Annotated in this window: 20 protein-coding genes and 1 tRNA gene; 18 read left to right on the plus strand and 3 right to left on the minus strand. The window is 49.6% G+C overall.

Annotated features, from left to right (window positions below):
• Positions 1 to 341 precede the first annotated feature (341 nt).
• The 17 genes from thrA to H9I35_RS00525 all read left to right on the plus strand — a co-directional run bounded on the left by thrA (position 342) and on the right by H9I35_RS00525 (position 19,785).
• Entirely contained in the window at positions 342 to 2,837 is a 2,496-nt protein-coding gene (gene thrA, locus H9I35_RS00445) for a bifunctional aspartate kinase/homoserine dehydrogenase I (RefSeq protein WP_187419720.1), read from the plus strand.
• Positions 2,838 to 2,867: 30 nt separating this feature from the next.
• Positions 2,868 to 4,841, plus strand: a complete 1,974-nt coding sequence (gene aroF / locus H9I35_RS00450; protein ID WP_187419721.1) for a 3-deoxy-7-phosphoheptulonate synthase — start codon at positions 2,868 to 2,870, stop codon at positions 4,839 to 4,841.
• A 19-nt stretch (positions 4,842 to 4,860) separates the two neighbouring features.
• On the plus strand, positions 4,861 to 5,352 hold the full coding sequence (gene ilvN / locus H9I35_RS00455) for an acetolactate synthase small subunit (RefSeq protein WP_187419722.1): 492 nt from the start codon (positions 4,861 to 4,863) through the stop codon (positions 5,350 to 5,352).
• Between the two features lie 2 nt (positions 5,353 to 5,354).
• A complete protein-coding gene (ruvC, locus tag H9I35_RS00460) occupies positions 5,355 to 5,897 on the plus strand; it encodes a crossover junction endodeoxyribonuclease RuvC (RefSeq protein WP_187419723.1) in 543 nt (180 codons plus the stop codon).
• Positions 5,898 to 5,909: 12 nt separating this feature from the next.
• Positions 5,910 to 6,524, plus strand: coding sequence for a Holliday junction branch migration protein RuvA (gene ruvA / locus H9I35_RS00465; RefSeq protein ID WP_187419724.1), 615 nt, complete (start codon positions 5,910 to 5,912; stop codon positions 6,522 to 6,524).
• 32 nt (positions 6,525 to 6,556) lie between these two features.
• Positions 6,557 to 7,630, plus strand: coding sequence for a Holliday junction branch migration DNA helicase RuvB (ruvB, locus tag H9I35_RS00470; protein ID WP_187420702.1), 1,074 nt, complete (start codon positions 6,557 to 6,559; stop codon positions 7,628 to 7,630).
• Positions 7,605 to 8,639, plus strand: a complete 1,035-nt coding sequence (gene queA, locus H9I35_RS00475; RefSeq protein WP_187419725.1) for a tRNA preQ1(34) S-adenosylmethionine ribosyltransferase-isomerase QueA — start codon at positions 7,605 to 7,607, stop codon at positions 8,637 to 8,639. Before ruvB ends, queA begins: the two co-directional genes overlap by 26 nt.
• 75 nt (positions 8,640 to 8,714) lie before the next feature.
• A complete protein-coding gene (gene ispE / locus H9I35_RS00480; RefSeq protein ID WP_187419726.1) occupies positions 8,715 to 9,590 on the plus strand; it encodes a 4-(cytidine 5'-diphospho)-2-C-methyl-D-erythritol kinase in 876 nt (291 codons plus the stop codon).
• Between the two features lie 26 nt (positions 9,591 to 9,616).
• Complete coding sequence (spoVG, locus tag H9I35_RS00485) at positions 9,617 to 9,928, plus strand: septation regulator SpoVG (RefSeq protein ID WP_187419727.1); 312 nt, start codon at positions 9,617 to 9,619, stop codon at positions 9,926 to 9,928.
• Positions 9,929 to 9,942: 14 nt separating this feature from the next.
• Positions 9,943 to 10,015: transfer RNA gene (locus H9I35_RS00490), tRNA-Gln, on the plus strand.
• Positions 10,016 to 10,085: 70 nt separating this feature from the next.
• The gene (locus tag H9I35_RS00495; protein ID WP_187419728.1) at positions 10,086 to 10,640 is read left to right on the plus strand and encodes a 50S ribosomal protein L25; all 555 of its coding nucleotides are present in this window, start codon (positions 10,086 to 10,088) and stop codon (positions 10,638 to 10,640) included.
• Between the two features lie 68 nt (positions 10,641 to 10,708).
• The gene (tilS, locus tag H9I35_RS00500) at positions 10,709 to 12,232 is read left to right on the plus strand and encodes a tRNA lysidine(34) synthetase TilS (protein ID WP_187419729.1); all 1,524 of its coding nucleotides are present in this window, start codon (positions 10,709 to 10,711) and stop codon (positions 12,230 to 12,232) included.
• Positions 12,233 to 12,235: 3 nt separating this feature from the next.
• Positions 12,236 to 14,431: a tetratricopeptide repeat protein gene (locus tag H9I35_RS00505; protein ID WP_187419730.1), complete on the plus strand. Its 2,196-nt coding sequence runs from the start codon at positions 12,236 to 12,238 to the stop codon at positions 14,429 to 14,431.
• Positions 14,432 to 14,438: 7 nt separating this feature from the next.
• Positions 14,439 to 16,073, plus strand: coding sequence for a S1C family serine protease (locus H9I35_RS00510; protein ID WP_252722682.1), 1,635 nt, complete (start codon positions 14,439 to 14,441; stop codon positions 16,071 to 16,073).
• Positions 16,074 to 16,089: 16 nt separating this feature from the next.
• A complete protein-coding gene (gene lepA, locus H9I35_RS00515; RefSeq protein ID WP_187419731.1) occupies positions 16,090 to 17,892 on the plus strand; it encodes a translation elongation factor 4 in 1,803 nt (600 codons plus the stop codon).
• 141 nt (positions 17,893 to 18,033) lie between these two features.
• Positions 18,034 to 19,152, plus strand: coding sequence for a hypothetical protein (locus H9I35_RS00520; RefSeq protein ID WP_187419732.1), 1,119 nt, complete (start codon positions 18,034 to 18,036; stop codon positions 19,150 to 19,152).
• Between the two features lie 321 nt (positions 19,153 to 19,473).
• Complete coding sequence (locus tag H9I35_RS00525; protein WP_187419733.1) at positions 19,474 to 19,785, plus strand: hypothetical protein; 312 nt, start codon at positions 19,474 to 19,476, stop codon at positions 19,783 to 19,785.
• A 218-nt stretch (positions 19,786 to 20,003) separates the two neighbouring features.
• On the opposite strand, the gene H9I35_RS00530 is transcribed toward H9I35_RS00525, so the two are convergent.
• The 3 genes from H9I35_RS00530 to H9I35_RS00540 all read right to left on the minus strand — a co-directional run bounded on the left by H9I35_RS00530 (position 20,004) and on the right by H9I35_RS00540 (position 24,559).
• Complete coding sequence (locus H9I35_RS00530) at positions 20,004 to 21,815, minus strand: 6-hydroxymethylpterin diphosphokinase MptE-like protein (protein ID WP_187419734.1); 1,812 nt, start codon at positions 21,813 to 21,815, stop codon at positions 20,004 to 20,006.
• Positions 21,796 to 23,271 (minus strand): SurA N-terminal domain-containing protein, encoded by a 1,476-nt coding sequence (locus H9I35_RS00535; RefSeq protein WP_187419735.1) that lies wholly within the window; start codon positions 23,269 to 23,271, stop codon positions 21,796 to 21,798. Before H9I35_RS00535 ends, H9I35_RS00530 begins: the two co-directional genes overlap by 20 nt.
• A 124-nt stretch (positions 23,272 to 23,395) precedes the next feature.
• On the minus strand, positions 23,396 to 24,559 hold the full coding sequence (locus tag H9I35_RS00540; protein ID WP_187419736.1) for a GGDEF domain-containing protein: 1,164 nt from the start codon (positions 24,557 to 24,559) through the stop codon (positions 23,396 to 23,398).
• A gap of 168 nt (positions 24,560 to 24,727) precedes the next feature.
• Between H9I35_RS00540 and H9I35_RS00545 the strand changes: the two genes are divergently transcribed.
• The gene (locus tag H9I35_RS00545; protein ID WP_187419737.1) at positions 24,728 to 25,105 is read left to right on the plus strand and encodes a hypothetical protein; all 378 of its coding nucleotides are present in this window, start codon (positions 24,728 to 24,730) and stop codon (positions 25,103 to 25,105) included.
• The last annotated feature ends 17 nt before the right edge of the window (positions 25,106 to 25,122 follow it).

Raw genomic sequence — 25,122 nt, forward strand, 5'->3', positions numbered from 1 at the left:
ATTTTTATCGGTACGGCACGTATACACGTCTTCTGCAAACATCCGCGCAAACTTGAAATAAAAAGTGTCGGCAATATTTCAGACGACACTTTTTATCATGCCTCCTTTCAGATGTCGTTACCTCTATTAAATATAACAAACTATTGACAGGCTTCCACTATAGTTTGATTATATCACATCAAGGGATCTGTCCGCGATCGTAAAAGGGAATCTTCGTATAAAGTACCTTTTGCGGAAAGCAGAAAAGCCCGCGCACAATAACAAATATCCCTGTGAAATCCCCATATTGAGTACGCACGTCCTTTTTGTTATCATATTAATTATTCTTTAAGAGGAAGATTATGATTACTTTAAAATTCGGCGGCACGTCGATGGAAAGCGCACGCCGCATCCTTTCATCCGCGGACATTATTATCTCTCGTGCGGAAGCAGGGCGCGTAAGCGTTGTCGTTTCCGCCGTCGCGGGCGTTTCGAATAAATTGCAGGAAAGCATCGACGCGTGCGTAAAAGGTATGCGCGCCGAAAATTTCGTTCACGAACTGAGAGCTGTGCATTCGGATATTTGTTCGGAACTTCAGTCAAAGCTTTCGGCTTTCGATGCCGCATCCGTTTTAAAAGAGCTCGAGCCGATTTTCGAAGAATACGAAAAATTATTAACCGGCTGCGTGTCTTTCGGCGAATGTCCGGGTACCGTTCACTGCCGCATCATGGGTATGGGAGAGCTTTTAAGCGCGCCGATCATGAAAGCGGTTTTGCTTGCAAAAGGGCAGAGCGTCATTTTGCTCGATTCGCGGAAATTCATTTTTACGACGGGAAATCACAGAGAAGGGGATCCCGATTATGCAAAGTGCGCCGAAGCAATGCTGCCGTACCGCGACGGTGAAAATCAATCGCAAACGCGCATTTTATTGTTTCCGGGCTTTATCTGCTCGTGGATACGAGGCACCGGCTGCGCTCCCGTTCCGGGTCTTCTCGGCAGAAACGGTTCCGATTTTTCCGCTTCGATCATCGCCGCATCGCTGGGTTCTTCGAAAGTGGAATTTTGGACGGACGTCGACGGCATCTATACGGCCGATCCGCGCGTTGTAAAAGATGCGATCCTCGTCGAAGATATGAGTTACGAAGAAGCGCTCGAACTCGCGTTTTTCGGAAGTAAAGTGCTGCACCCGAAAACGATTGCGCCGCTTGCAGCAAAGGATATCGAAGCGTGGAGTAAAAACAGTCATCGTCCCGATGCCCGCGGCACGAGGATCGGTCGCGGTCCGTTTGAAAGCGAAAAAAGAGTCGGAGACGTTTGCGGTATTTCGTGTTTGAAAAACACGGCGATGATAAGCGTGAGCGGAACGAATATGCGCGGAAGAACCGGTATGGCAAGCAGAATCTTTGCCGCCGTTTCCCGCGCATCGATTTCGATTTTGCTCATCACGCAGTCGTCGTCGGAATATACGATTTCGTTTTGTATCCGCGATACGGAAGCCGACCGCGCCATCGATGTGCTGAAAGCGGAGTTCGAACTGGAAATAAGCGACGGCGTCATCAATCCGATCGAAGTACAAAAAAATTGCGCAATCGTTTCGATCGTCGGCGATAATATGATTCAAAAGCGCGGAGTGGCATCACGGTTTTTTTCCGCGCTCGCTTCTCAAGATGTCAATATCATTGCGATCGCGCAGGGATCCTCTGAGCGCTGTACGTCCTGTGTCGTGCTCGGCGAATACGGAGACACTGCCGTTCGCGCAGCTCACCGTTTCTTTTTCAACACGGCGCAGACTATCGAAGTGTTCGTGTTCGGTGCCGGAACGATCGGCGGCGCGCTCCTCGATCAAATCCGCGACCAGAGGGAAAAGCTGCTTTCTGAAAACGTCGATATCCGCGTCATGGCGATTTCGACGGTCGACGGAATGCTCGTCGAAGCCGACGGCATAGACCTTGCGTCGTGGCGGAAAAAAATAAAAGAGGTACCGCAAAAGTCGAGCGTCGATGAAATTATTAAATTCGTCAAAGAGATGAAACCGCTCAATCCCGTATTCGTCGACTGCACCGCTTCCTACGATTTGCCAGAGCGCTACATCGATCTGTTCAAAGCCGGTCTTTCGGTCGTAACGCCGAACAAGAGAGCGAACTCGATGAAGATCGATTATTACCGTGAACTGAGGAAAACCGCAAACGGCATGAGGCGCCGCTTTCTCTACGAAGCGAACGTCGGGGCGGGACTCCCGATCATCGACACGCTGCAGAATTTATTTAAAAGCGGAGATAAGCTTAGGGGCTTTACGGGCATCATGTCGGGATCTCTTTCGTATATTTTCGGACGGCTTGACGAAGACGTGCCGTTCAGCAAAGCGGTACAAGAAGCGAAAGAGCTCCGCTTTACGGAACCCGATCCGCGCGACGATTTGAACGGCATGGATGTCGCACGAAAAGCGCTCATCATCGCGCGAGAGGCGGGGGCTGCGATCGAACTCGACGACATCAAAATCAATAAAGTGTTTCCCGATTCTTTCGATTCGTCGGGCACGGTCGAAGAGTTTATGAAAAAACTCGAAGAAATCGACGGTTATTTTCATAAAAAGATCGCCGATCTTCGAAAAGAAGGTAAAGTGCTCCGTATGGGCGCGTCGATCAAAGACGGCGCCTATACCGTCGGTATGCTCGAAGTCGGTAAAGACGATCCGCTCTACGGCGTAAAGGGCGGGGAAAACGCTTTCGTATTTCACACCGAGCGCTATCAGCCGATTCCTCTCACCGTGCGCGGTTACGGAGCGGGTGCGGGCGTGACGGCGGCGGGCGTTTTCGGAGACATTTTGCGCACGGTAAGTTTTAATCCCGAAAAATAAGGATTGTATCAAAATCGGCGGAGGCGCTCTATGGTTATCGTTTTAAAAAAGAATATTTCCGAAGACGACAGAAAAAAGCTCGCGCTCTTTCTCGCTCAAAACGATTTTAAAACGAATGAAATCGTCGGAGAAGAAGCGACGATCATTGCCGCCGTCGGCAAACTCAAAGTCGATCCGCGCGAAGTCGAAATACTTTCCGGCGTCGAGCGCGTCATTCCGATTTCAAAACCCTACAAGATGGCGAGCCGCGAGTTTAAGCCTGAAAACACCGTCGTCGAAATTCTTTCGAACCGCGGTCAAGTTGTCAAAGTCGGCGGCATGCGCATCACGGCGATCGCAGGTCCCTGTGCCGTCGAGTCGCGGGAGCAGATGATGTGCGCGGCCGAAAGCGTTGCAAAAAGCGGAGCTGCCATGCTGCGGGGCGGTGCCTATAAACCGCGCACTTCTCCGTATTCGTTTCAAGGCTTGGGCGAAGAAGGTTTGAAATTATTAAAAGAAGCGGGCGATGCGTACGGTATGCCGGTCGTCACCGAAGTTGTCGCGTCGGAGTACATTCCCGTTATGGAAGCTCACGGCGTCGACGTGTACCAAGTCGGCGCGCGCAATATGCAAAACTTCGAATTGTTAAAGCGTCTCGGAAAAATCGACAAGCCGGTGATTTTAAAGCGCGGGCTTTCAGCGACGATCGAAGAGTGGCTTATGTCCGCGGAATACCTGCTTTCGTCGGGCTGCAAAAACGTGATTTTGTGCGAACGCGGCATCCGCACTTACGAGCGGGCGACGCGCAATACGCTCGATCTTTCGGCGATCCCGATTTTGCGGAGTATGACGCATCTTCCGATCATCGTCGATCCGAGCCATGCTCTCGGCATCCGCGATAAAGTGTCTCCCATGGCTTTGGCAGCCGTGGCCGCAGGCGCCGACGGCATCATCGTTGAAGTGCACTGCAATCCCGACAAAGCGCTTTCCGACGGAGCGCAGTCGCTCTATCCCGAACAGTTCGACAAACTCATGCGCGATGTGGAAGCGCTTTCGCCCGTCGTCGGAAAATCGCTCGTGCGTGTAAGGAACGCGGAAAAAAAGAGCGAAGAGCCCGGACAGAAAAAAGTGAGGGAAGGTGTCGTATGCGCGTTCAGCGGAAAGCGAGGCGCCTATGCGGAACAGGCGATATCGCGTTATTTCGACGGGGAAGCGGCTTCTCTTTCGGTCGATTCGTTTCGCGAAATTTTTCAAAAGGTCGCAGGGGGAGAAGCGGATTACGGCATGGTGCCGATCGAAAATACGCTTGCGGGTTCGGTGTTCGAAAACTACGATAATTTGACGCAGTTTGAAGATGTGAGCATCGTCGGTGCGGTGCTGCTCCGCATTCAGCATTCGCTGCTCGGTGAAAAAGGCTCATCGCTCGATTCGATAAAAACGGTGTATTCTCATCCGCAGGCGCTCAGTCAGTGTTCGAAATTTCTCCGCCGCTATAATTGGAACAAAATCGAATGCGTTTCGACGGCGACGGCTGCGAGCGAAGTCGCCGAGCTCGCGTCGAAAGAAAACGCCGCGATCGCAAGCGCCGTCAACGCCGATTATTATAATCTTGAAGTGCTAAAAGATTCGATCGAAGACGATGCGGCAAACTATACGCGCTTTGTCGTCATTGCCCCAAATCACTTTGTTGATTCGGAGGGCAAGAATCGGACGGCCGATAAAACGTATGAAGCGTGGAACGCAAAGCCGAATACTGCGTCCTTTATGTTCTGCGTAAAAAACGAACCGGGCGCGCTGTGTTCGTGCCTCGGCGTATTTCAATCGTCCCGTCTCAATTTGACGCGGCTCGAATCGCGACCGATTCACGGAGAGCCGTGGCGTTACCGATTTTATGCGGATGCGGAGCTTCCGGAAGACGAGCGCGACGCCGCTTCGTACGTCGACGGAGTTATGACCGCGCTCAAAGCGGAAGCCCAGGATGTACGGCTCCTCGGCATTTACGCCGAAAGCCGAAAAAAAATATAAGCGCGGCAATGAGGTTTGTATGAAAAATTATGTGATATCGATTCTCGTGGAAAATCATGCGGGCGTTTTGAGCCGCGTGTCGGGGCTTTTTTCCAGGCGCGGTTACAATATCGATTCTCTTACCGTGTGTGCGACCGAAAACCCCGAACAATCGCGCATGACGATCGTCGTAAAGGGCGACGAATACATCCTCGATCAAATCGAAAAGCAGCTTGCAAAGCTCGTCGAAGTGATTTCGATCCAGCACTGCGATCCTGCGAAAACCTGCGAACGCGAAATGGCGCTCATTAAAGTAAAGGCGGGTGCGGAAAGCAGGGCGGCGATCATCGGAACCTGCGATATCTTCCGCGCGCACATCGTCGACGTAAGCACGGGATCCGTGATCATCGAAGCGACAGGCAGCGAAGATAAAATCTCAAGTCTCATCGCCCTCCTCGAACCTTACGGCATCCTCGAATTTGCCAAAACGGGATTGAACGCGATGGGGCGCGGCGAAGACGTTTTAAAATAATCATGTACGGCTTCGAACCGCTTCCGGGAACGAAAAATGCCTATGCAAAAAAATCCGGTAAAAAGATCCGGCGCGTGCTCGGTATCGATCCGGGACTTGCATCGACGGGATTCGGCGTCGTCGATTATAAAGACGGCCGCTACCGCATGGTAAGCTACGGCGTCATAGAAACCGCCGCCCGCACACCGCACGGCGAGCGCCTTTTGGCGCTTTACGCACGGCTTTGTTCGATCATAGAGGAATTCTCACCCGGAGAAGCGGCTATGGAAAAACTGTATTTTGCACGCAATACGTCTTCTGCGATGGGTGTTGCCGAAGCGCGGGGAGTGGCAACGCTGTGCATCGCTCAACACGGTATCTCACTCGGAGAATATACTCCCAATCAAATCAAACAGGCGGTGACGGGGACGGCCGCAGCGGACAAAGTACTCGTCGAAAAATACGTAAAACTCCTCCTCGCTCTCGAAACGGAACCGAAACCCGATCACGCGGCCGACGCGCTCGCGGGCGCGCTCACGCATTTGCACTATGCAAATGTTTTGTGATATAGTGATCTTATGTTCAACAGCCTCACCGGCACGATTACCGGAAAATCTCAAAACACGGTTTCGATCGATACGCACGGCATCGAGTGGATACTCACCGTACCCGGTTCTTCCCTCGATGCGCTTCCCCGCGTCGGAGAAGAGGGCAGGATATTTACGTATCTCGTGCACAGCCAAGATATCATGTCGCTCTACGGTTTTGCATCTGACGAAGAACGCGCTCTTTTTTTCGACCTTTTAAAAGTCGACGGCATCGGGCCGAAGGCTGCGGTAAAAATACTGACGAATATCGCGGGAAGCGATCTCGTTTCGGCTCTCGACAAGGGAGACGTTTCCGTACTCGAGCGGATTCCGGGCATCGGAAAAAAGACTGCGGCGAAAATGCTGCTTGCACTCAAAGGCAAACTGACCATTCCGGGCGCCCCCGATACCCGCCGCGTAAGCGCAAATCCCTTTGAAGCGGTCGTCGCATCTCTCGTATCTATGGGCTATGAACGAAAGATATGCGAAGGTGCGGTCGTGGATTCGGTTTCGGCTCTTTCGAAGACGGACGGCTGGGATGCGAAAAAACAAACCGAAAAAGAGGATGCGGTGTTCCGCCGCGCCCTCACGGAGCTTGCACAATGAGCGGTAAACGCAAAATACGCACCGACGCTGAAATGCACGATGAAGATGCCGCACTTGACTCATCTTTTTCCGCAGCCGAAAATTTTTCCCGCATCGTCCGCGCCGACTTTCCCGGTGATGACGACGCGCAGGAAAACAAACTCCGCCCTCAGCTTTTAAACGAATTTCTCGGTCAGGAGACGACGAAAAAAAATCTTTCGGTCTTTATCGCTGCGGCGCGGAACCGGGAAGAAGCGCTCGATCACCTCTTTTTGATAGGGCCGCCGGGACTCGGCAAAACGACGCTCGCTCAGATCACCGCGCACGAACTCGGAGCGGATTTTAAGATAACGTCCGCCCCCGCGCTCGACAAACCCAAAGACCTCGTCGGCATCCTTTCGACGATTACGCCGCGGACGGTATTTTTTATCGATGAAATCCATCGGCTCAAGCCCGCGATCGAAGAAATGCTCTACATTGCGATGGAAGACTTCGAACTCGACTGGGTGATCGGTCAGGGAGCGGCAGCCCGCACGGTGCGCATTCCGATTCCTCCGTTTACGCTTGTCGGAGCGACGACGCGGGCGGGCAGCGTGTCGACACCGCTTGTCAGCCGCTTCGGCATCATCGAACACTTGAATTATTATACGGGCGAAGAGCTCGCTTCGATCATTCACCGTTCCGCGAAACTGCTTTCCGTTTCGGTCGACGACGATGCGGCCTTTCTCATCGCATCGTGTTCGCGCGGAACGCCCCGCGTCGCAAACCGCGTACTCAAACGTATGCGCGATTTTGCGCAAGTGGACGGACGCGGCAGGATCACAAAGGATATCGTCGAAGCCGGCCTTTCGCGCCTAGAAATCGACAGTCTCGGACTTGAGCGCTACGACAGAACGATTTTGCGTTCGGTTATCGAAAACTTCGGCGGCGGGCCGGTCGGAGCGGAAACGCTTGCGATATCCGTCGGAGAATCGCTCGACACCCTCGTCGATTATTATGAACCCTATCTCATTCAGTGCGGGCTTTTGCAGCGGACGAACAGGGGCCGTCTTGCGACGGAAAAAGCGTACAAACATCTCGGCATCGAAGGAGCGATTCGTCATGAAAACGACGGACTTTTATTTTGATCTGCCGGAAGAGCTTGTCGCGCAGCAGCCGTCGGGTATACGGGGCGAAGATAAACTTATGCTCCTCGATAAGAAGAGCGGCAGCGTTTCGCACTTCGATATGCGCGATCTTCCCGACTTGCTTGAGCCCGGCACGCTTGCCGTCTTTAACGATTCCCGAGTCCGCCGCGCGCGTGTGTTCGGTGTAAAAGAGACGACCGGCCGCGAATGCGAGTTTATGTTTTTACATCAAATCGATGAAAAAGGCTTTCTGTGGCGGACGATGGTAAAGGGCGCAAAAAAGCAAAAGCGCGGCATGCGTTACGCGTTTCCGGACGGCTTCTTCGGCGTTATCGAGGGAGAAGATGCCGGAACGGAATTCCGAAATTTCAAGTTTGACAATCCGATTTCCGAAAGCTGGTTTGAAAAAAACGGTCACATACCGCTTCCGCCCTATATCAAGCGGGGCGATACGGCTTCCGATGCGGAGCGCTATCAAAACGTGTATGCAAAGACGACCGGGAGCGCAGCCTGTCCGACTGCAGGCCTTCACTTTACCGAAGCCATGCTTTCGCGCCTGAAAGAGAAGGGAATCGATATTGCGTGGGTGACGCTCCACGTCGGGCTCGGAACTTTTTTGCCCGTGCGCGAAAGCGAAATCGAAAAGCACAAAATGCACGAAGAAGCGTACACTGTCCCCGATATTACCGCGCAAAAGATCAACGATGCAAAACGGAGCGGGAGACGCGTGCTTGCCGTCGGAACGACGTCCGTGCGAACGCTCGAATCTTCATGCGACGAAAACGGCTTTGTAAAAGCCGGGTCGGGGAGTACTCATATTTTTATGTATCCCGGTTTTCGCTTTAAAGTCGCGGACGAACTCTTTACGAATTTTCACACGCCCGAATCGACGCTCATCATGCTCGTGAGCGCTTTTGCCGGGCGCGAACATATTTTAAATGCGTATAAAATCGCCGTAGAAAAGCGTTACCGTTTTTTCAGCTACGGAGACGCGATGCTGATCCGCTGACGAAAAAATCGCTGCGAAAAAACCTCCTGCGCGTATTTGACACGGCGGATTAAAATTTGTATAATAATTCGATTTATGATGACTGAAGTCTGTGTAAACGCTCCTGCGAAGATAAACATCGGACTGCATGTTTTGCCGGGACGTGTAAACGGATTTCATACGATCGAAAGCATTTTTCAAACGGTCACGCTTTTCGACACGCTTGTCGTGCGCGCGTCCGAAAAAAAAGGCTGTATCGTCGAGTGTGAAGATATGAAGCTTCCGAGCGACAATACGATTTTGTCATCATATAACGCGTTCCGTTCGGTTACCGGTATGGATGATTTCGGCGTGCATGTCGTGCTCGAAAAACGAATCCCTTCCGGCGGCGGATTGGGCGGCGGATCTTCCGATGCGGCTGCATGCATACGGGCGTTCGAAGTGTTGAATAAAATAACGCTTTCCGTTCGGCAGCTGGAAGACATCGCGTCAAAAATCGGCAGCGATGTGTTCTTCTTTTTATTGTGCGGTGCGGAGGGATGTGCAGTTGTTACGGGTCGCGGTGAAATCGTAAAACCGATTCATGCGCGTGATGACCTGTTTATGCTGCTTGTTTTTCCCGGCGTTCACAGCTCGACGCGGGAAGCCTATGCGCTTTTCGACGAGGGCTTTGCGGCGGGAAAGATAGTGCCATGCCCGGATTATGCGGATTTAGAAACCGTATACAAAACTCCGGCTTCAAGCTGGAATTTTGCAAACAGTTTTACTCCGTTCTTAGTAAGTCGATTTCCGGAAATCGGCTTCGCATTGGACGACCTTCGTCGGGAAGGCGCTTTGTTTGTCGAAATGTCCGGATCCGGTTCAACGGTCTACGGGGTTTTCGCTTCCGAAGCGGATGCGGAAAGTGCCCGTTCTGCGCTTGCTTTACGATGGAAAGGAATCCTTGCGGTACGTCCTTTTCATTGCAGATAAGCTCGTTTGAACAAACGGAGGAACGTATGCAAATTACGGAATTGCGCATTCGGAAAGTGGAAGGCGAGGGTAAATTACGCGCCTATGTGACGGTCACTTTTGATAATTGCTTTGTCGTGCATAACGTAAAGATTATCGAAGGGAAAAACGGTTTATTTATCGCCATGCCGAGCAGAAAGACCGCAAACGGTGAATATAAAGATATAGCGCATCCGATTTGTCCTGATTTCAGGACGGAACTCCAAAAGAGAGTGCTGGATGAATACAACGCCGGTCACGTTGAAGAAGCGGGCTCTGGCGACGATGCTCCGCTGTCTCCCGAAGACGGCAGCATATAACAAAAGTTTTTTATTGGGACGTCGGCAAGCGGTAAGCCCCCGGCTTTTGGTGCCGGTATTCCACAGGTTCGAATCCTGTCGTCCCAGCGAATAATCGGAAAAACAGCGGATTCCGAAAAAGCTTCTGCTGTTTTTTTTAATGTAAGGAGTCCTAAAAATGGATCAATTGGTTATCAATGCAAAGACCCGCACGACGACGGGAAAAACAGCGGCGAAAAAATTACGTGCTGCAGGTCGCCTTCCTGCGGTCATGTACGATGCGAAGGGTAAGTCGACGATGCTCGAAATCGATGAAGTCGAGTTCAATAAAGTATGGCGTTCGATTACGCCGACAACGCTTGTCTCCTTGAAAATAGACGGACAGGAAGCTCGCGACGCTTTTATTAAAGATACGGAATACGCCATCCTCCGCGACAGAGTGCTCCATGCCGATTTTTTCGAGCCCGATGCGGATGAAAAGCTTATTGCCAAATTCAAGCTTTCGTATACGGGAACTCCCGCCGGCGTTTTGAAGGGCGGCTATATGCTCAAGCATTTGCCGGAAATCACCGTGCAGGCGGTACCTCGCAAGATGCCGCAGTCCGTTACGGCGGATGTATCCGCGCTCAACATCGGCGATACGTTCCGTGTAAAAGATTTGAAATTGAACGAAGGCGTGACCGTCCTGACCGACGGAAACGCATCTCTCGTGAGCATTACTTCCGCCCGCTGAGCGAGCGGTAAAAAAGCATGCGGCTGTCTCTTGCGGGGCGGCCGTTTTTGTTTTAAAATACCGAGTGCATGAAAAGCGATATTGTCTCAGCCGATGATTTTATCGACGATTTTATAGAGCGGGTGCGCGTCTCTTTGCGCTCGTGTACGGGATGTGCGTTCGATGCCGCATCGCCTGAAGCTCGTGCGGTTTTGCACGAAGCCGGCACGTCGAGGGCAGGGGGCGCGTCTCATCAGAGCGCGTCGTCTCAAAGCGCGTCGATTTCGCTCGGAGCTGCGGTGTCGGGGGGTGCGGATTCGGTTGCGATGTTCGTTTCCCTTGCCCGCATTGCGCGTGAAAAAAATATCGCGCTTCACGTCATCACGATAAATCACAATATCAGAGATGAAAAAGAAAGCGAAGGGGACGCGCTCTACGTACAGTCGCTGTGCGCAGATTTTTCAAGACAAGGCTTTCCCGTCGACTGCACGTGCAAAACCTTTTTGCCGGGCGAAGTTTTCGGCGAAGCGGAAAGGCGCAAAAAGGGTTTGGAAGAAGCCGCGCGCCATCTTCGCTATAAAGCGTTCGAAGAATTCACCCGAGAAAAAAAAACCTCTTTTATCGCGCTCGCGCACACCGAAGACGACCAGCTTGAAACCCTCCTCATGCGTTTTTTCGAAGGGGGAGGTGCGGACGGAGGGGGCGGCATAAAAAAAACGCGCGGTATGTTTATCCGTCCGCTGCTCGGTATCTCTCGGTGCGAGATCGAGCGGTTTTTGACGCTTGAGCATATTCCTTGGCGTGTCGACGGCACGAACGGCGATACGTCGTATTTCAGAAATAAAATCAGGCGCCGCCTCGTTCCCGTCCTCGACGCTCTTATTCCCGGATGGAAAAGCGCCGTTTTAGCGGGAGCGAAAAAAGCGCGCGACGACGACGACGCGCTTATCGCGCTTGCCGATTCCTTTTCGTGGAGCGAAAGCGGAGAGGGTATGCGTATGCCGAGAGCGGATTTTTCTTCCGCACCCCGTGCGCTTCAAAGGCGGCTTTTATACCACGCTTTTAATAAAATCGGAATCGAAGTGCGCGTACCCTATCGTTTTGTCGAGCGTATCTGTAACGCAGCGGCCTCTTCCGGAGTTTTTTTTGAAGAAGCGTCGGGTGTCTCCGTTGAAATAAGGTGCGAATCGATTTCCGTAAAAAAATCGCAAAAGGACGCGACCGACACGGGATTTTCTGCTATAATACGGAAAACGGGCGCTTATAAAATGCCTTTCGGTTTGCTTTGTGTCGAGAAAAAAGACGATGCTTGCGGCCGATCGGCCCGTAAAAGAGCGGCTGTTTTTTGCAAGGGCGAATCGGGGGAATCTTCCGTGCTGTGCGTTTCGCTTCCGTTTTGCATACGGAGCAGACAGGCGGGCGACTCCGTTACGACGGCTTCAGGCGGTGAAAAATCCGTGTCCGATATCCTCGCGGATTGGAAAGTTTTTCCTCGCGACAGAGAGCGCATCCCGATCGTGCAGGAACTTGCAAGGGCCGAACAAAAGATCGTGTGTATATGGGGAAGCGTATTGGGCATGCGCGATTGGATCGTAAACGATATCGAGGTTTGAACTATGAAAAAGACGGCGCTTGCCGCAGTGTTTGTATCGATTTTTTTTATTAATTTTTCCGCATCCCTTTTTGCCGAGGATAAAGGGCTTGCCGCGGCGAACAGAAAAACCGCCGTGAGATTTTTAAAACTCGCCGAAGATTATTTTGCCGAGTCCGCGTGGGATGCCTCTCTTGCTCAGGCGAAGATGGGACTCGCATACGATGACAGTGTCGCCGACCTGTATTATATCGAAGCGGCCGCGCTCGAAAAGCTTAAACACCCCCGCGCGGAAATTCTCCCGCTTGCGGAAAAGGCGCTTACGGGAGGCGTGTGGACGGGCTATAACCGTGACGGAGCTCGGCTTTTGTACGCGGATTTATTGTGCGATACGGGATCATACGAAAAAGCCGTCAGCGTGCTCGACGAGCCTTCGTTTATCTTTTCCGCGGACGCCGAATATGTGAGAGTAAAAGCGTATTACCGCATGAGGAGTGCGGATGCCGTCAATAAAGCGCGGAACAAAGTGAACGGCGCGCGCAAAATCTATTCGAACGATATGCGCTTTCCGCTTTTGTTTTTCCGCTATGAATACGCGATGAGGAGCGACGATGTTCCGCTCATCGTTCAGTCGATAGCCGATTCGCTTATTGCCCGCATGTCGCGCTTGGATCGTACCGATGCCGAGCTTGAAATCTATGCATGCCTCTTTGCATCGGGCGACGCGCAAAAGCGTATGCTCCAAGCCTTTGCGGCGGCAGGCAAGAGGCATCCGCTTTATGCCCGCGCGGCTTTATCTGCGGGACTTATATCGCAGGAGGAAGCCCTTTCGTATTTTTTTGATTTTGCCGATAAAACGATTTCTCTCCGCGATCTTTCGGACTTTGCAAGTGTCCTCACCGAAGAAAACGCAAAGCGCATTTTTGCCGAACACATCGCATCTTACGGCGGAGTGCTCACAGTCGACACTGACGGCGATTTGGAAGCGAACCTCACCGTCCGTTATGAACGGGGGAGACCTGCATCGATTTCATACGACAAAAACAGCGACGGCGTCGACGAATGGAGTGCCCTGTGCGATTTCGGTGCTCCCGTGTCGCTTTCGATGCGGAACTGCAAAATCGAATACGGAAATTATCCGTCGGTTTTAAAAGTCGAGTTTGCCGATCAGGCTTTGCAAAATCATACATCGTCATTCGATTTTGCCGACGGCGCATTTTTGTGGTCGCCCTTTTCGATGGATGTCCTTCGCGAGTTCAAAGACCGTTTCGGTACGGATTTTTTCGTTCCCGTCGTAAAAAACGATGTCTCACTGCCCGATACCGCATCTCTTTTGCTTGCCGCATCGAAGTATGAACTGCCGTCGACCGAGCGGGAGGGGGCGAATATCGTATTCAACGTGCTCGACGGAAAAGTGCAGACGGCCGATTATTATGCGGGCGGCAAAGCGTATGCGAGAGCCGTTTTTGAAAACGGTTTTCCGAAAACGCGTTCAGTCGACCACGACGGCGACGGTGTTTTCGAAACCGTCGAAGTTTTCGGAAAAGATATCGAAAACGCGATGCACCTTTCGGCCGAAGAGCGGCTTCGCGTTTCGAAAAACATACTCGGCTCTCCGAAAGACGAAGGCGTCTATATCAAAGCGATTCAAATCGACAGAGACGGAGATGCGTCCGCGGATTTTATCGAAGAATACGCAGCCGACAGCGCGAAAACCGTTTCGTGGGATACCGACGGCGACGGTTTATGGGACGTACGCTATGAGCGTATGGCGCAAAAGGCCGGGAAAGCGACGGTCGAAACGGCTTCGTTTTATCTCTTTCCCGAAAGACGCCTCGTCGTCGTCGGAAGTGAAAACGGTGTGCCGGTAAAAGTCGTTTCCGGCGGCACCCCTTATGATGTGAGAAAAGGAAAGCTCTCTTCTTTGTATTGGATAGGAGAAGCTGGAACGGCCGAAGACGAATCTCGTGCCGCCTCCGCCCTTGCATCCGTTTCCGAAGAGGGAAAAGTGACACCCGTCCAAGGCGCTTCGCGCCTCATGCTTGCAGTCCGTATCGGAAGCGTGACCTATGCCGCCTTTGTGCCGGATATTCCGAAAGAGACTTCTTTTTCCGAAACGGAGGGAGAAGTTTTGAAAGCATCTCCGCCTTCTGAAACTGCCGATGAAACGAAAAATGCGGGAGCCGTAAGCGAAGCGCAAAACGGAGTGCGGGGTAATTGAGGTTTTCATGTATGTAATAAAATTAATAAAATATATTTTTATCGCCGCCGCTTTATCGTTTGCGCTTTCGTCGTGTAAATCGCTCGGCGAGCCGAAATCGGTTTATGAGCGTTTGAACTACACGGAAAAAGACGTATACGAAAACGAAAAAAAACGTATCGCGGATCTTGTAAAAACGGAACCGGTAAACGCGCTGTGGCATGCCGAGCTTCTCGGAGATGCCGATGCGATTTCTCTGTGCCGCACGGCGGTCTCTGAAAAATACGACGAAGCGATGGCAGCAAAAAACTATCTATCCGCTTTGAAATATTACCGCTCGCTTTCCGCAGTCGGTGCGGCATCCGTTTTGTCCGGAAGCCCGAGCGAAAGCGAATTGAGCGCATTGTGCGCATCCGGCGTTCCCGGTCTTTCGCTCGATGAGAGCTGTCTTCCGAAGACGATCGCCGACTGTATCGATGCGACGGTGACGGTGTGGATCGACCGCGGCATATCGATCAAAGACGGAGCGGGGTATGCCGACCGTGTTATCGGTTCGGGGTTTTTTATCTCCAAAAACGGTTATATCGTTACGAATCACCACGTCATCGAAGACACGGTAAATCCGAAAAACGAAAAGTATTCGCGCCTCTACATCAAACTCGCTTCCGATCCCGACACGCGCATTCCTGCGAAAGTCGTCGGATACGATGCGGTGCTCGATTTGGCGCTGCTGAAAGCGGAAGTGGACGCACCCTTCGTTCTTGCCCTCGGTTCAAGCGCGGAATTGGGAATAGGCGACAGAGTGTCCGCGATCGGCACACCTCTCGGACTCGGCGGCACGCTTACGCAGGGCATCGTGTCGAACGTCGAGCGGAAGCTCTTTACGACGGGAAGCGTTTTTCAAATAGACGCCGCGGTAAACTCGGGGAATTCCGGCGGCCCCCTCATCGACTCTCAAATGCGCGTACAGGCGGTCGTGTTCGCGGGCATCGTACAGTACCAGGGCTTGAACTTTGCGATTCCCGTCGAATATCTGCGGCAGGATCTGCCGATGCTTTTCCGCGGCGGAAAACGCGAGCATCCGTGGATGTGCGCGTACGGGCACACGAAAAAGACGAACGACGGAAAACAGAATATCGGGCTTGAAGTGCAATACCTTATGCCCGGCGGAAGCATGCATCGTGCGGAATTCGGTGCAGGGGACGTCCTTACGTCCGCCGGCGGAAAAACGGTCGATTCGATCGAAGCGATGCAGGATATCCTCCGCTCGCACATCCCCGATACGATCGTAAAATGCACGTATGTGCGCGGAGATGCTTCGGGCGAAAAATACGTTTATCTTGCGCCCCGTCCCGATAACCCCGGCTACGAAATATATAAAAGCGATTTGATTTCCGGTTCGTTCGTTCCGATTTTCGGCATGAAGCTCGCTTCTTCTTCGACCGTAAATCACCGCTCGTATACCGTCGTCGACGTGCTCAAAGGCGGCATCGCCGACGAATCCGGTTTTTCGGAAAACGATCCGGTGAGCGTTTCGCGCATCGTATTTGCGGACGATAACGATGCCGTGCACGTTTCGTTGTATACGCGCAGAAAGAAAAAAGGTTTTCTCGACATCGCGATGGGATTGACGGCTCCTCTCGACAGTCCTTATTATTTTTAACAATTTCGGAAGTGCTATGGATTTAAAGTACAAACGCAATTTTTGCATTACGGCTCATATCGACCACGGAAAGTCGACGCTTTCCGACCGCCTCATTCAAAAAGGAAAAATCATCGACGAGCGGAAGATGAAAGACCAGCTCCTCGATACGATGGATATCGAACGCGAACGGGGCATTACGATAAAAAGCCAGGCGGTGACGATTCCGTATACGGCAAAAGACGGAGTCAATTACGAACTCAATTTCGTCGATACGCCCGGTCACGTCGATTTTTCCTATGAAGTGTCCCGCGCCATCGCTTCGTGCGAAGGAGCGCTGCTGTTGATCGATGCGACGCAGGGTGTCGAATCGCAGACGGTGAGCAATATGTATATGGCGGTCGAACACGATCTCGTGATCATTCCGGTCATCAATAAAATCGATTTGGCGTCGGCCGACGTCGAAGGAACGAAAGCGCAGATCACCAAAGAGCTCGGTCTTGACGGAGATGAAGCCGTCCTCGTGTCGGCGAAAACCGGCGTCGGAGTCGACGAACTTATGGAAGCGATTGTCGCCCGCCTTCCGCCGCCCAAGGGATCGCCCGACGGAAAACTCTGCGCGCTTATTTTCGACTGCAATTACAACGAATACCGCGGCGTCGTCGTCCACGTGCGCATCATCGACGGAAGGGTAAAAAAGGACGACGTGATCCGCATGATGGCGGGTTCCGCCGATTACAAAGTCGAACAGGTCGGTATCTTTAAAATCGATTTTGAAGAAACCGATTGCCTCGAAGCGGGCGACGTCGGCTATATCATCGCGGGGATAAAGACCGTAAGCGACGTGCGCGTCGGAGACACGATCACGAATGCGGCCGACCCCGTCGAAAAAGCGATGCCCGGTTTTAAAGACGTAAAGCCCGTCGTCTACTCTTCCATCTATCCGATGGATTCGAACGAATACGAAGAGTTGAAAAACGCGCTCGAAAAATTAAAGCTCAACGATGCGAGTTTGATTTACGAAAAGGATAATTCGCTTGCCCTCGGAAACGGCTTCCGCTGCGGTTTTTTGGGGCTGCTGCATCTTGAAGTCGTACAGGAACGGCTCGAGCGCGATTACGATCAGTCGGTTATATTTACCGCCCCTTCGGTGCGCTACAAACTCGTTTTGACCGACGGCAAAGAGACGTACATCGATAATCCGTCGGAGTATCCTTCAGGCCGCATCAGAGAAGCCGAAGAGCCGTACATCAAAGCGTCAATCATAACTCCGTCTCAGTACCTCGGCTCGCTCATGGAGCTGTGCAAACAAAAACGGGGCGAACAGACGAATATGATGTACCTCGATGAAAAACGTGTCGAGCTCGTTTACGAAATGCCGCTTGCCGAAGTGCTCTTCGATTTTTACGACAAACTCAAAAGCTACAGCCGCGGCTACGCTTCTTTCGATTATGAACTCATCGGCTACCGACCGACAAAGCTCGCCAAAGTCGATTTTTTGGTAAACGGCAAACCCGTCGATGCGCTTTCCCAGTTGACCTTTGAAGGAAATGCGACCGAGCGCGCGCGGAGCGTATGCGAACGGCTCAAAGGCGAGATAAGCCGCGAACAGTTTAAGATCGCGATACAAGGCGCCATAGGCGGACAGATCATCGCGCGGGAAACGGTGAGCCCCGTCCGTAAAGACGTACTCGCAAAGTGTTACGGCGGCGACATCACGCGAAAGCGTAAACTCCTCGAAAAACAAAAAGAAGGAAAAAAGCGCATGAAGATGGTCGGAAACGTCGCGATCCCGCAGGCGGCTTTCCTCGCCGTTCTCAGAGAGAGCGAAGAAAAATAAGGGTCAGCCGTTTTCCAAAATCGATTTTCCGACTGCCATATTGTGTGCGCTCTTTTATAATCGTCAGTTTTTCCGTAAATAATATGTAGACATAAACTGAAGATATAGTAAAAAGATTGATTATATGGTATAATTTTTTTTATGAACTCTAAAAACGATAAGACATTTTATACCATAACATTGGCTATTGTTATTTGTACATTTATTTTTTTAGGAATTACAATTATTTCAAAAATCTTTTCTATTCAGGATTTGAATTTTCAGTTAATCAGTGCACTTTTGGGAACTATTATTTCAGGAATTGTTACGGTTCTCCTTTTGCGAGGACAATCAGAAATTGAAGAAAATAAAGATATCGGAATCCATTTATTTGAACAAAAGCAGAAGACATATTTTGACTTTATTGAAACTTTGGAAAATATCACTCAAGATGGAAAAATAAATGTCCCGGGAACGGTAGATTATAAGGAACCGAAATCTTCTGCTGAAATCAATGATGAATTACAACATTTACTTTATCAACTTGGTAAAGTTCAAATGACAGCCAGTAAAGAAACTTCTGATGCGGTTACAGCAAAAGTCGGCAAGCTTTTATCGATCGGTTTAGGTAAAGGAACCGACAAATCGGAAGTTTATTCTAGTTTTGCCGAAAATCTTTTTGGAATTGTAGCTGATTTAAGACGTGATTTATATGCATCAGCATCTTCTGTAAAATCTGAAAAAGAATTTACGCCGGTTTCAAAAGATACGATTATTGAAACAATCAGAAATGCTGGGGTGGCTGATAGCTCTCAAAATGTTAATGAAAAAGAAAATGTCTTAAGTGATTATGTTGATTTAATAGTAGCTGAATTGAAATCTTCATATCCGAATACGGATTCCACATATATCAGATTCATAGGTGGCAAAGATACTCTTGATAATACAACTTCGCTTGTTGCTGCTAAACGATTTCTCGATTCTACAAAACAAAATACAAAATATATTCAAATTTGTTGTCCTCTAAAAGGAAAAGAATTTTTGGCAATTGAACTTGTAAACGATCTGAAATATCCTCATACGCAAATTCAGGGCGGTATCCGTACTGTTTATTCATGGAAGTCGAAATTCAATGATGCCGCATTGAAGAAGATTAATTTTGTAACTGAAGACATAGCCTATAAACAATTTAAAGATGCGGAAAAGGCGGGGCGAGTTCAAATAGTAAAAGAATTTCTGGAATCTTGTGATAAATTAAAAGTTTTTCTCGAAAAAGAATAGAGTTAAAATTCTGGTATTGTCTCTAAAAAAAATATTTTTCACAAGATGGGCACGAAAAGGACTTGTAGTTTTGATAACAGCAAACTCTTCAAGAAAATATATTTCGTGTTGTTTTGACACCCAGCCGAACTGATAGGTTGTTCTACATTAGTTTATGATTAAAATTTTTCTAATGTTTTTAAGTCCTTTCTATCAAAAAATGATAGTATCTTTGCAATAAAATGAATTTTGGATGTATAATAATCTATGAAGTACTATCTATATTTGATAGGATAATTATGTTAGGATTTAATAAAACTAGCTGTATAGGAGGAATAGTATATGGCAATTAGTGACGTACAGGAAAAAAATAATTATTACTATGTGAGAGATGAAAGAGGAAAAGAAATTGTTCATGCTTCAGTTTCAAGCTTGGGAGAATTACATGATTTCTCTGGTTCACTTATAATATTCAAAAAAAACAATTACTATTATGTTAGAGATGAGGATTTAAAAGAGATTTCACATGCATCTGTATCCAGTCTTGGAGATTTTAAGAGCGTCGCGGGAGATACTATAAACTTCATTAAGAATAATTACGTCTATACCCGTGACAGACATCTAAAAGAAATCAGTCACAGATCTGCACGTTAATAAAATACTTCATTCAAACATCGAGATTGTTTTAGAAGACGGGTTGTTTTTTGTTAGCCCGTCGACTTTCGAATCGGTATTGAGGCACCCGCAATCGAGAACTTTGTTCGTCTGTACGCGTTTTCAGCTTCGTCTCACTACCGAGCTTGCTCTACAAATTCATCGTATAACTGTGCGGTCGATTTTTTAGGGCAGTCTTCAGCCTTTTGAGGGTTCTTTTACTCGTTTTCCAAAATCGATTTTCCGACTGCAATGTCTTTAATAAAAAAATCGATTTCCGCTCTGACGCGCTTTAAAAACGACAGCTCGAGAGAAGTTTTCAAGCCGTCGGGAAAATGCAGATACAGGTATTCGCGGGAGAGAAGCAGCTTTTCGATTTCGGCGCTGCGCTCTTTTTCACTCATGTTTTGCCCCGACGATAAAATATTTTTTAAGCGTTTGAGAGCGCACTCTTCTTCTTCGTAAAAATTTCGGACGGAGAGCGCTTTTCGCTTCGAGAACGCCGTCCCTTCGGCAAAGGTTTTTTCCGCATATACCGCTTTTTCGTCCGAATCCTTTCGAGCGATATCCGTTTCCGTTTTTGCCGTATGCTTTTGTTTTCGGTTCCCTGTATTCGATTCGTTCGAATCTTTCCCTGCGGCGGTCGTTTCCGCTCCGACCGTATTACCGCTTTCCCGAATCAATTCGTCCGCACCCTTTTGCGGGATCCCCAAGTCGATGCCCGTCGTTCCCGCATCGAAAAGATTCGGCGATTCGGAAAAATAAGCGCGGAAGGTTTGGGCATAAGAGAAGAGGGCGGGGGAAGTGAAAAAAGGTATATCGTCTTTTCCGATAATTTTTTGCATGAAGGGAGAGAATGCCGCATCGTAATTTGCCGCAGGTGCGGTTTTGAAACTCGATGCAAGGCGCGCCGTATGTGCTTCGGCTCCGCGCGCATGCGTCGTACCTGCGCGGTATGAAAAATCGAGTCCCGTAACGAAGACGGGGACATCTTCGGTTTTCCGAAGCATGAGAGCTATCTTCGTCGCGGTGAGCCCCACCGAACCGAGGGGCGGCATAACTTGAGGCAGGATGCGCCTTGCTACAAGAGAATCGAAAAAGACCGTGTCGTCGTAGTGCGGCGAAAAATAGCAGATATCGGCGCCGCACAGGTCGAAAAGTTTCGGCCACGACGTAATGCCCGCGAATACACGAAATCGCTTTCCGTTTGCGCCTAAAAAAAACGGAGCGATGACCGACTGCGCTTCTTCGCACACGACGGCGTCAGGCTCGATGCCCAGGCGAAGTAGCGGGGCAAGGGCGGCATCGGCTGCAACGATGTAAAACGCGCTTTGCACGTTTCGAATGCTTCGCCCTGTTTTTTCCATGCTTTCGCCCGCACCGAAAACGATGATTGGTTTTTCGACCGACTGTGCAAGGCTTTCGATCGGGACGGAGCGCCTTATGCGCGCTATGTTACGGAAAAGATTTCTCGAAAAACGGCGTCCGAATTTGATGAGCGTAACGCGATTTTTCCAAAAACGCATCACGGCGTTTTCCGCAGCTTCGGTAAGCGCCGCATAGTACTGCGGAAAAAACTGCGTACCTGCCGAAAAGTCCGCTCGCAAAACGCGGCGAAAGGTTCCGGCAGGGGGAAGGGGAGCACCGCTTTTTGTTTCGGCGCGGCGGCTTGTGAGCATAAACGGGAGATTCGGCAATTCCTCCGGCGAAAGCATCGCGAAATTCGGAATGGATGGAGGAATATATTTCAGCGAAAAATCGTACAGCGCCGCATCGAATTCGCATCCCAGTACGAAACAATTTTCAGGAAGCGAGGCGCACAATTCGGCAAGGCATAAGCACAGGACGGGGGAGCAGGCAAGCACGAGAGTGCTCGGTGCGACCGATTTCGACAAAACCGTGCGCTTGACCGATTTTTCAGGCGCGTATTTTGAATAGAGGTATCTGCCCTTATACAAAACGGAAATACCCCCTTCCGTTTCCAGCGGACGGGGATTTCCGTCATCGTTTTCAGTTAGTATTTCCCGCATTCATAAAATAATTGAAGTATACAGTAAAGAGATCGTTTTTCAATTTCGGGCTTGCCATAAGCGCCGCAGATGCCGACTCTTCGTCGCTGCTTACGATCTGTCTTTCAATCGATGAAGTGTTTTCCGACGGCTCGTCTTTTACTTCGTTCGTATACTGCAATACGAGCACATTTTTTCCGTTGACGACGGGCGACGAGATTTCATTCGACTTTAATGAAAATGCCGTCTGCAAAAAGTTTTTGTTCGTATCGGCACCCGAAAGTCCTTGTATGCTCGTATCAACGGGATTTGCAAAGGCGACGTTTCCGTAGTTGAGAGGGAAGGGCGCGATGTCCGCGTTCACCGTATTGAATTTTTTTGCCGTTTTTTCAAAGCCGTTTATTGCGGCTTCCGCTGCAAAATTCTTTGCGATATCCGTATAATAATCTTCGATACGCCCGGCTTCATTCGAGCGCAGATAGCTCCACACGTCTTTTACCGTCTGTTCGTCTGAAAAATCGGGATCGGAAGCGTTGCCGTCCGCATGAAACACGGAAAAACCGATATTCGTTTCGATGACGACGCTCGTCTCGTCTTTTGCAAGGGAGAGCGCTTTTTCGATATCGTCGGAATTTTTTATGATACGTTCGATTTCATAGCGATACGAGTTTGTCAATTTTCCGTTCGCATCGCTGTAGTTTTTTGAAGAATATTCGTTTACCGCGTCGGCAAACGTGATTTCGTTATTTTTGAGGCGCTTTGCGACGGTTTCCGCTTTCGATTTTTCGCCGCACGTGATGATCGACATATCGTATTTGATAAATTTCTGTGCGTTTGCGCGGCCGTAGGCTTCCTTTTCGCTGTCCGGATAATCGTCGGTGCTGAAAGACGCCATATCGAATCCCCGTTTTTCGGTACCGAAATTTTTAAAAAAAGCGATTTCGTTTTCGGACGATTTCAATCCGTAGAGCGCGTTTCCCGCAAACTGTTCGGAAGAACCGAACATATCGCCGGTATAGCGGCTCATCGTGAGTTCTTCGCGGATTTCCTTTTGCCTCTGTTCGATTTCCGATGCGGGGGTTTCTCTGTATTTGCGCTGCGAGTATTTGCCGTTTTCGAAAAAGTCCGGAAGCATTTCGCGGTTTACCGCGCTCTGCGGTACGGTATAACCGCTTTCGGCTACCGCCTGCATATATGCCATTTTTTGCACGACGGCATTGAAAGCATAATTGAAAATATAATAATTGGACTGCGGGTCGAGTTGTCTGCCCTGATTTTGGAAAAACTCCGCGTATCTTGAAACGTACTTTCTGAAATCGGAACCTTCTTCGAATTTTATTTTTTTGCCGTTATACGATCCGAACGGCGGAAGCGTGTCCCGATTGCCCCGTCCGACCAAAGCGGGAGCGAGGATGAAAGCAAAAGCCGATACCGCCAAAACGACGATAAGACCGGCGGTGTAAAATCCCTTTTTCATGATAAAATCCTTATACTAATTCGTGTAAAATAGAAAATTATATAATTTTATCACGATAAGGACGGAGTGTCAATTTACGGATCGATAGTCCTCATCCGCCGTTTCGAAACGCTTCTGCGCACCTTTACCGACGGAACTGCTTTCGCGTGCGGTAATACGTCTTTTTGTCAGCATAGAGCATATCGTCTGCTTTACCGATAAGAGAGGAAGCGCAGTCGTCGGGTGTTGTACATTTCGAATATCCTATACTGATCTTCAGTTCGTACGGCAGATTGAGCTTTTCAGATTTTTCGGCAAGGGTATTTCTGATTGCAGCGATGAATTGCTCGGGTTCGGGTATGTGCTGAGCTTCGGCTATTATAATAAATTCGTCGCCGCCCCACCGGGCGATAAAGCTGTGATACGTACGTCCGATTTCCTGAAACGTTTCGGCAATGATTTTAAGCGCCCTGTCGCCTTCCAAGTGTCCGTAGGTATCGTTGATGTGTTTAAAGCTGTTTATATCCGCGATAAAAAAATAAAGCGGGCGGCTTTCGGAAACCGATGCAAGTTTATTTAAAAGCCTTTCGTCGGCGAGCCGTCTATTGTTCAATCCGGTGAGCGCATCTCTGTAAATCTGCGATTCCTGAAGATTTGAAAAAACGATAAAAACTGCAAAAAGCATCGCCATTTCCAAAACCGGCAAATCGGGAATTATTTTATCGACAATGCCTGCGGCGAGCGGACAAAATAAAAAAGCGATGAGTGTAAAATATTCTTTTTTCTTCGTTGCAATTTTTGTTTGCCGCCATGCGATAAGGGCATGAACGGAGGCGAACAGAAGATAGGAAATGTCGAAAACGAGTTGAAGAGCGTAGAGCGGACCGCGAACGTATTTGCCGTCTGCGTCATAGTAAAAAAGCCATCCGGTAAAAGAAGATGCAAAGGCAAGGAGAATGATGATGCACATCGGTAAAGGATACAGGTAATGAAAATATTTCGATTGCCATAACGGCGACTGCAGTTTCAATTCGGTATATTGAAACCAAAAAAACGCGCACACGCTGATCGAAATTATATTCATGATGCTGAGCGCTTTGCCCCACGAAGCGGGAAGATAGCCGTGATTGCACCATATCCATACGCCGTTCGTTATTAAAAAAACTGCATAACCCGAAATGACGCCTCTGAATGCGCGCATTTCCGATTCGCTTCCGACATCGCTTGTAAGTTTCGTTGCGATGACGGAAGCTATGGCAAGGCATATTACGACTACGCAAAAATATGAAACGACATACGTGAATAACACAAAACCCTCCCTCTCGTGTACTCCATCGAACGGTAAAATTTTTTTTTATGGTAAAATTTTTGTGATTGTACTATAAAATAAAAAAAAGTACTATCTTTTTTGAACAAATTTCGCTACAGTATATTAAAGAAAACGGCAAGCGATGCCGTGCGATTTTTTGAGGTCTTCATGAAGGATTTTATAAAAACGGCCATACCGCATATATCGGGACTGCAAAAAGCGGCGATTTTGCTCGGCGAACTGGACAATGATGCGAGCAGCGCCGTTTTCGCGTGTCTGAATCTTTCCGATAACGAACGGAGAATGCTCGTTTCCGCGTTCAAGCGGCTCGGACGGTACAATCCCCACGACGAGCGGCAGGTTTTGCGTGAAAATGCGGTTTTGCAGGAAGCGCTCGACTACGGAGCGGCAAAGGGAATTTTTATTGCACCGCGGAAAGGAGCAGGGAAGACGGGCACCGCGCGGAGTTCCGGCGACATCGCGCATATAGCGAAAACGGATCCCGATGCGGTTGCGAAAATAATAAAAAATTGGCTCGAAACGTAATTGTGCGCTTCGAATCC

Source organism: Treponema sp. Marseille-Q4132 (assembly GCF_014334835.1).
Lineage (GTDB): Bacteria > Spirochaetota > Spirochaetia > Treponematales > Treponemataceae > Treponema_D > Treponema_D paredis.